Annotated in this window: 2 protein-coding genes and 1 pseudogene; 1 reads left to right on the top strand and 2 read right to left on the bottom strand. The window is 65.9% G+C overall.

Annotated features, from left to right (window positions below; translation table 11 throughout):
- Positions 1 to 297: 297 nt before the first annotated feature.
- Positions 298 to 816, top strand: a pseudogene (locus tag ACZ56B_RS30050) (tyrosine-type recombinase/integrase); the annotation flags it as partial.
- Positions 817 to 918: 102 nt separating this feature from the next.
- Here ACZ56B_RS30050 and ACZ56B_RS30045 read toward each other — a convergent pair.
- Together ACZ56B_RS30045 and ACZ56B_RS30040 are read right to left on the bottom strand one after the other, a co-directional pair.
- Positions 919 to 1,383, bottom strand: a complete 465-nt coding sequence (locus tag ACZ56B_RS30045) for a hypothetical protein (protein ID WP_468797335.1) — start codon at positions 1,381 to 1,383, stop codon at positions 919 to 921.
- Between the two features lie 23 nt (positions 1,384 to 1,406).
- Entirely contained in the window at positions 1,407 to 8,219 is a 6,813-nt protein-coding gene (locus tag ACZ56B_RS30040; protein ID WP_468797333.1) for a polymorphic toxin-type HINT domain-containing protein, read from the bottom strand.
- Positions 8,220 to 8,236 lie beyond the last annotated feature (17 nt).

The raw sequence follows: 8,236 nt of genomic DNA, 5'->3' as shown, positions 1-8,236 counted from the left end.
CCCCCCCCCCCCCCCCCCCCCCCCCCCCCCCCCCCCCCCCCCCCCCCCCCCCCCCCCCCCCCCCCCCCCCCCCCCCCCCCCCCCCCCCCACCCCCGGGGATGCTGCACGGGGCGGGCAGGCACGTGGGGCCGGCTCTGTCTTGAGAGGTCAGGCCTCGGGAGCGGCTACGGATCACCACATGCCGACCCGCCCGGGACACCGGCCCATGAGAAACGGTCCAGCGTCTTACCGCGCCATTAGGAGCGGGCGGCGGCCCCGCAGGGCCGGAGCGCGCGCGGCCCGCGTCAGCGGGCCGCCTTGACCTCGACGCGGGAACCGCCGCCATCCACCGCTCCCTCCAACGCACTCACACCGGCGGCCTGACCATCCTGCACACCAAGACCCGCGCCTCTGAACGCCGTATCGCGCTGCCCACCGAATGCATCAACTCTCTCAAGATCCACCAGGAACGGCAGCAGGAAGATCGTCAGGCTGCGGGATCACGATGGGCGGACAACGGTCTCGTCTTCACCACCCCGGTCGGCAGGCCCTTCGATCCCACCAACCTCACACGCCGCTTCCGCCACCTCCTCGAACGCACCGGACTTCGAGTGATCCGCTTCCATGACCTCCGGCACTCGACCGCCACCCTCCTCCTGGAGCAGGGCATCGACCTCGTCGTGATCAAGGAGCTGCTCGACCACGCCCACATCGGCGTGACGGCCGGCGTCTACGCCCACGTCCGACTCCGCCTCCAGCGCCAAGCCATCGACAGCCTCGGCGACGCTCTCAGCCCTGGCAGCGACGACCCCGACTTCCCACCCGTCGTCCGCTGACGTTGCCGTCACCGTTGCCGTCAAACGCCCGTAGAGGCCCCGCTGGAAAACTCCAGCGGGGCCTCTACATTTTAATCTCTATCGCCTTCGAAGGCAGGTTACCTACTCCGACGAGATTCGCTGGATAACTGGGTTTGCCGACAATCCAGGAATCTCTGCGATCAACCGCGAATACGCTTCCCGAAGGAATCGAAGAACTTCACCCACGAGCTCTTCACGTCCCACGGCTCCGCGCATTGGATGCTTCGATGAACTCACCGCAACCAGATCGCCATGTTGACGCAGATGAATCACCTCTTCGCTTTCAGTGAAACCGAATGCGGCATCTTCACCTGACGAGATGCGCTTCACCGCACCAGAGAGAGACAAGGCCAGATCGACGAGAGTCACAAATCTCTTCTTTGAGACGATCTCAACGTCGCCAACCATCAGTTCGAAATTCACCCCGAAGCACTTGTAGCGGAGGTCCATTTCGCTGATCGCGGCCGGATCGCCCTGCTTGGCAGCGTCCCAGGTCTTGGTCCAGGCTGAACCCGGCTCCGGGAGGTAGAAGGAGAGTTGAATCACACTTTTCCTCACTTGCTACTCATTTAGTACGGAAACGCCGTCACGACTTTTCCGTCGTTAACGATTACGCGGACACCGGTTAGCTCGCCTCCACCATTCGCCGGGCCCGCCCTCCCGACAGGGATTCCGAAATCCCACTCGTAGATTTGACCAGGCCGCGCCTCGCCTGTAACAGGGTCCGGCGTATTGGGCTTCGGCGTTCCCCGGTTGATAGTGTCGGCTATTCGCTGGCGAACGTGCTTTGCCTTACCGGTGAAGATCCCAGCGGCATCGTCCACCAGTGCACCTCCAGGCCGGTGACGGTCCACGATGTGCTGCCAGTCGCCGTTTTCCAGCGCCGCGGTTCCACACAGGCCATTCGAATTGTGCACCAGGACCGGCGTAGCTCCCGCCAGCACATAGTACGTGTGGAGGTTGTTGACGGTGAGGTTGTGGACCGTGGCGTGCTGGGCTGTCCAGCGTTTGATCGCAGTGATCTGTACATGGGTGCCGGCGCTGGTCCTGAGCCACTGGCCGGTTTTGAGGTCGGCGGCGTCGATCCATTCACTGAGCTCGGGCACCCAGAAGGGGTGACCGTCGGTGGCGGTGACGGTGGCCGTTTCGATGCCTTGGTCGCCGTCGATGCCAAGAGTGACCTCGACCAGGCGCTTGGTGCCTTCACCCTTGATTTCGGCGGTGACGGTCTCCACGGCCGTCTCACCGGTCCCAGGGTCGGTGGCCAGAACCTTGTCGCCGATCTCAACGTCTTCGATCGGCTTGGTGCTGCCATCCGCCATCAGCACCTTGGTTCCCGGAGTAAAGCTATTTTTTTCACACTTCTTTTTTAGATCCAGGAGGCCTTTCGCCACACGCGCTTCGCCGACCAGCGGAACAATGCTGGCCGACCTCCAGGCTGCTTCATTCCAATTACTGTGATAGGCGGCATTAAGCCCGATAGCCACATCTGCGACGGGCCCCAGCGGGGGAATTGCCGTCCCTATCGCATCGACGTGTTCAGTCCAGCGCTGTCTCTTGGGAGTGAAATCGACCCACTTTTTGCAGCCAAGGCATCCGTGTATGTAGTAGCGCTTCCCCTTTTTATTTTCGTCGTATTTCTTCCAATGCCAGCCATCCTTCTTCTTGGTCCAGGATTCCTTGTAGGTGACGGGGGCCCCGGACTTTGAATAGCTCGGCACGCATGTGCTGCTGTTGCCGCCGCAGATTCCGTCCGGCCGGAGGCCGGTGGGATCGGACAGGGTGGCGGGGTTGTTGTTGGCGTAGGTGTAGCCGTGTATCTGCTGGGGGTCGGCCAGGTCCATGATCGGGTCGACGGATATGAAGCGGCCGGTGCTCGGGTCGTATTCGCGGGCGCCCAGGTGGGTCAGACCAGTGGCGGCCGTGTCGTCGGTGCCGCCGACGAAGCCCTTGGTGCCGGGCCAGGAGTCCGGCTCGGTGCCGCGGGTGCCGCCGAAGGGCAGGCTGCGGCGTTGGGTGAGCTTCTGGGTGCCGGCCTCGACGGCGAGTTGTCCGGTGCCGTGGTGGTCGGCGAGGGTGAAGGAGATGCTGCCGTCGTCGGTCTTGACGGCCTGGTGGCCGTCGCCGAGGGAGATGTAACGGGTGGCCTTGGGCGTGGTGGAGTCCTTGGCCAGGGTGATCTCGGTGATGCCGAGGTAGAGGGTGGTCTCGGTGGGGGTGCGGCCGATCAGGCGGTTGCCCTCGGTGTCGTAGAGGTACTCGGTGACCTTGCTGGGGCCGCCTTCGACGGGCTCGGTCACCTTCGCCAGGTGGCCCTCCGCATCCCACTCGAGGGACTGCGTGGTGCCGCTTATGGTGCGGGTGGTGGTGTTGCCGGTCTCGTCGTACCCGAAGGAGTCCTTTGCCGTTCCCGTGGGACCGGTGGTGGTCACGGAGGTCAGCGTGTGCGGCTGGGCCTTGCCCTCTTCGGGGTAGGAGTAGACGCGCGTGATGTCCTGTGCCGCATTTCCCGTGGGGTCGTGGAGTGTTTCCGTGGTGCGGTTGCCGACCTGGTCGTAGATGTAGGAGTGCCAGTACGGGGCCGGGCCGCCCAGGACGTTGCCGCTGGGTGTGGTGACGCAGTCGGTGGTGTCCTGGGTCCAGGCTTCGGTCAGGCGGCGCAGGTAGTCGTAGGTGAAGCACTGGGTATCGGTGCCGGAGCGGGAGACGTCCGAGAGGGACAAAACGTTGCCCTCTTCGTCATAGCGGTAGGTGCTGCTCCGGTCGACTCCGGCGATGTCTTGGCGTTCGACCCTGGAGTTGGCCAGGCGCTGGGTGCCCCATTCATAGGTGTTGTTGACCTGGACCTGCTTGGCGCTGGCGGCCGTGCTGTACATCTTGTACTCGCTCGGCTTGCCGGTCTTGAAGTAGCTGGTCTCCGCCTTGAAGCCGTCGCCCAGCAGAGAGGTCTGCCGCAGCGTGGCCGGATCGTAGGTGTACGAGTGGCTGCCGCCCGGGAGCGAGCCGGCTGCGGAGTAGCTCATGCCGCCGACCAGCCCGGAGGGCAGGTAGGAGGTGCCGGCCTGGTAGATGCCCTGCAGGGCACCCTCCTGCTTGGGGACGACTACGGCGGTCCTCATTGGCCGGTAGCGGCTGTCGTACTGGGTGATCTTGGTGGTGTACGCGGCGTCGTCGACGTAGCGGGTGGACTCCGCCAGCTGGCCCTTGGCATTGAGGACGGTGTCGTAGGTCCAGGTGGCGCGCAGTTTGCCGGTGGCCGAGTTCTCTCGCAGTTCGGTTTTGCGGCCGAGGTTGTCGTAGCCGTGCCACAGGGCCGGAGTGTCGGGCCGGGCGTCCTTGACGGTGACCAGTTGGCCGCGGTCGTCGTAGGTGTTGATGGTGGTGCCCTTGTCCGGGTCGTCGGACGTCAGTCGGTGGCCCAGCAGGTCGTAGGTGTACGACCAAGTGTTGCCCGCCGGGTCGGTGACCTCCGACAGTTCTCCGCGCGGTGTGTAGGCGTACTTGGTGGTGTCGTAGGACGCCTCCGGAACACGGACGTGGTGCTGGCGCAGTTCGGTGGTCCGGTCGCGAGCGTCGACGAGCGTGGTGGTGGCGGTGCCGCCAGCTGGCGGGATCACCGTGGTCCGGTCGCCACCGTAGATCGTCCTCGTCGTTGCCAGTACGGCTCCGCCGTCGCCGTTGCCGGCGATTTGCTTTGCCTCGGTCTGGCGGCCCAGACCGTCATAGGTGTAGTGGTTCTGTGTCTCCACCTCCAGGGCGTCTTCGGGCTGGAACAGCCTGGTGGAGGGTGCGCCGGTGGTGTGGTAGGTGGCGAACTCCTTGGCTATCAGGCCGCGCTCGTCATAGAAGGTGTCGGTCAGCAGGCGTCCGCCGTCGGGGCCGGGGGCCTGGGTCTGGCGGGGGCGCAGGAAGCCGTCGTAGAGGGTGTAGGAGGTGCGCTGGGCGGCGTTGATGCCCAGCGTCTTGGTGCCGACCGCGACCGGTTGGCCGTCGGTGACGGTATAGGTGAACTGGTAGGTCGGGGTCTGGCTGGTGGAGCGGTCGGTCAGCCATACCTTGGTCGAGCGGCCCAGGGCGTCGTAGGCGAAGTCGGTGACCCTGCTATTGGTGTCGGTCTGCTTCTGGGGCAGGCCGCGGAAGATGTCCTGGGTGGTGGTCGACGTCTGGGCGGTGGCCGTGCTGCCCGTCTTGGCCGGGGGTGTGGTCACCTTCACGGTGGCGGCAAAACCGGTCGCGGGGGCGTACTCGGTTGTGGTGGTGCGGCCGTCGCCGCGCACGGTGCGTGTGAGGACGCCGGTGCCGGTGACGGTCACATCCGCGGTCAGGTCAGTGCTGGTCAGCTCCCGGCCGTAGGCGTCGTAGGTGGTTCCGGATTCCAGGTAGACGGCGGTGGTGCCGTTGTACTGCTTTAGCACCGCGCTGGCCGTCGCGTCCCCCTTGGTGGGGGTCGCGTCGTATGCGCCGCCGTCGTAGGCGGTGCGTACGTCGGACATCACGTCCTCGGGGCGGCTGGCACTCGCGCCGCAGGCCTTGGACACCGTCTCCACTCGCGAGGGGAGGGTCAGGAGGTTGTCGGTCGTGTTGGTGGCGTAGGTGGTGCGTGTGCAGGTGTCGTCGGCGGCGGTGCTGGTGTCGCCCCGGTCGTCGGTCTGAGTGACGCGCCCGGCCACCGTGTCGAACTCGCTGCTGGTCTCGGTGGTACGCCACTTTGCGCCCGCCCCGTGGTCCAGGGACGTCCACGACCGGCTGCTCTTGGTGCCGGTGAAGTTGGCGGTGACGGTGCCCCAGCTGCGGGTCTTCTTCGCCGTCTGGTGGTGCCAGGGCCGGTTGACCGTCTTGGCCAGGGCCCTGCCGCCGGGGCCGGAGTAGCTGACGGTCTTGTAGACGAAACCGGCCGCGGACTCGTGGTCAGTGATCGGGTCGCCCTCGCCTTCCCCCAGGGTGACGCTCACGGACTTCGTGCCGCCACTGGTGTCCTTGCGGTCGCCGTCCATGCCCCGCAGGAAGTAGGTGTCCTCCTGCGACTTCATCGCCGAGGCGCCGCCCTGGCCGCCGGTCTGCACGCGGACCTGCCCGTAGCCGCGCCACTGCGACCAGGTCTTGAACTTGTCCTTGGTCAGGCCCTCGTCATCGTCGTAGTGCCAGGCCGCACCGCCCAGGTACTGGTAGGTGGTGACCTGGTCCGGTGCCCCGCCGGTGCGGTCGGTGGCGGTGACGGAGGTGACCACGTACTTGTTGAACCACTGCCGCTCGGGGTCGTCCGATGCGCTGCCGCCGATGTACTGCGGGAAGCAGCGGGTGGTGTTGGTCTGCGGGGTGGGCAGAGCGCCCCAGTCGCAGGCCGGTGCCGAGTAGTCGGCGTCGATCTGACCGCCGGATTCGTCGGCGACCGTGGTCAGACGAGCCTTGACGAACGGCGGGTAGCCGTCACCGGTCTTGTCGAGGCGGTTGACCTTCTGGGTGTAGGCGAAGGTCGTCTTCGGCAGGGTGATTGCAGGGGTTGCCGTGTGGCCGGTGCGCTGGACGGAGTCGAGCAGCAGCTGGTAGTCGGTGTCGGCCATGCCCCAGCGGTGGATCAGCTTCCAGGAGTCGACGTTCTGGTAGGTGCTGCCGTCGTAGACCTGGGTCTTCACCTCGGTGAGCCGCTTGCGGGTGAAGAACACCGGGGAGAGGCGGCCCTTGTCGCAGTCCTTGCCTTCGTCGCAGTTCAGGTCCCAGGGTGTGTCGTACCAGTAGGCGGCGTCCTTGCCGATGTCCGTGCAGGTGGTGGAGGAGTCGGGCAGACAGCGTTCGGCATCGGTGAAGTCGACCTTGGCCAGCGCCGTGGTGCCGTACACCGACGAGGACTTCAGTCCGTACTCGATCCGGTCCAGGGTGCCGCCGCGCACGTAGCGGGTGTTGTCCTTGGCCTTCAGGTTGCGGCCGTAGGAATTGGTCTCCTGGTTGTAGTAGTACGCGATGGCGTTGCCGTGTGCGTCCACGGCGTAGTCCAGGTTCCACCGCCAGGCCTGCTGGCACCACGAGTCGGCGAACGCCGAGGCGTGGCAGGGCTCGCCGGAGTTGTTGCCGAAGACAGGCACGGTCCAGGTGGAGTTCGTGGTCGGCTTTCCGTCCGTCCAGCCCGGCAGCCGGTTGTGGCCGAAGTAATAGCGGGTGCCGTCCGGGTCGGTCAGCCTCCAGTACTCACCGTCGTTGTCGCCGTTGCCGCGGTCGCTGGAGGTCAGGCGGTCGATTTTGGTGCCGTCGTCGTCCTTCAGCTTCCACGAGTTGGTCCCGTTGGGGACCAGTTCGCCGCCCTTGCCGTTGAAGGTGATGAAGGCGTTGTCGTAGGCCCAGCACAGGTCGCCCGGCTTGTTGCCGTCCGCGTTCTTCACACCGTCGTCGGCGCACGGCTTGTAACGGCGCTCGATGAAACCGGGCCACAGGCTGAAGCCGTCACCCACCCACGTTGCCTGGTTGTTGGTGCTGCCGGTCCGGCCGTCGATGGCCCCCGAGGAGTACGACAGCCCGACGTTCGGAGTCAGGCTCCCGGGTACGTCCGGCACCGGCATCTCGTACGACCACGTGAAGTCACCCGTGTTCAGACTGGTGCTCCAGGTGGCCGAAGGCGAAAGCGACGTGGCCGTGTAGTCCCCGTTTGCGCCCTGTGCCTCCGCGACCGCGGCGAGTACGGTGGGAGCACCGGTGCTGAGGGTCACGTTCTGTGCGGTCAGGGTCTGCTTTTCGAGGTCGTTGACCGTCTCCACTGGCTTGCCGGTGCGGCACCGGGCCTGCTCCGGAGTGGTCAGTGCGCATGCGGGCAGTTCCACCAGGGTCAGGCGGGAAGCGTAGTCACCGCCGTAGGCTTCCGCGAAGCCGGAGTAGTCCAGCTTGGCCCGCACCTGGCCGGCTCGACCTGCTTCTCCGTTCTTGCCTTCGTCCTTCGAACGCAGCGTGAACAGCAGTCCGTCGACATCCGTCTTCTGTGCTGCTTCGCGGTCGAGGACGTGTGCCTCGACCGCGCCGCTCGCCGACTGCGTGCTGGTGATGCCTTCCGTGTCCAGCGTCAGCGGCAGTCCCTTGGCCCGGACAGTCGTGCGTGTGGCGTCTTTCGCAGCGGGGGCCGGCAGCTCGACGACCGCCTTGGCTGCCTTCGGCCATCCTGCGTCCGGAGGCGTCTGTGGAGTGCGCGGGCCCTTCATCAGGGTGCGCGGCTTGCTCTTGGCCGTCGAGCCGGGTACCGGCTTCTCGGACCGGGAAAGAGCGGGGCGCTCCTTCCCGTCATCCGCCACGGCGGCCGGCTGGGTCACCCCGTGCAAGAGGGTGCCGACCATGAGCGTGGTCGAGGTCAGCGCGATACATCGCCGCAGCGTTTTGAACCGCTTACCCGATCTGTCGTTCATTCCGTCCTTTGTCCTTC

It is taken from the genome of Streptomyces sp. NPDC034670 (assembly GCF_055574875.1).
The sequence above is the reverse complement of the archived record's forward strand: the minus strand, read 5'-3'. Positions and strand labels throughout refer to the sequence as shown.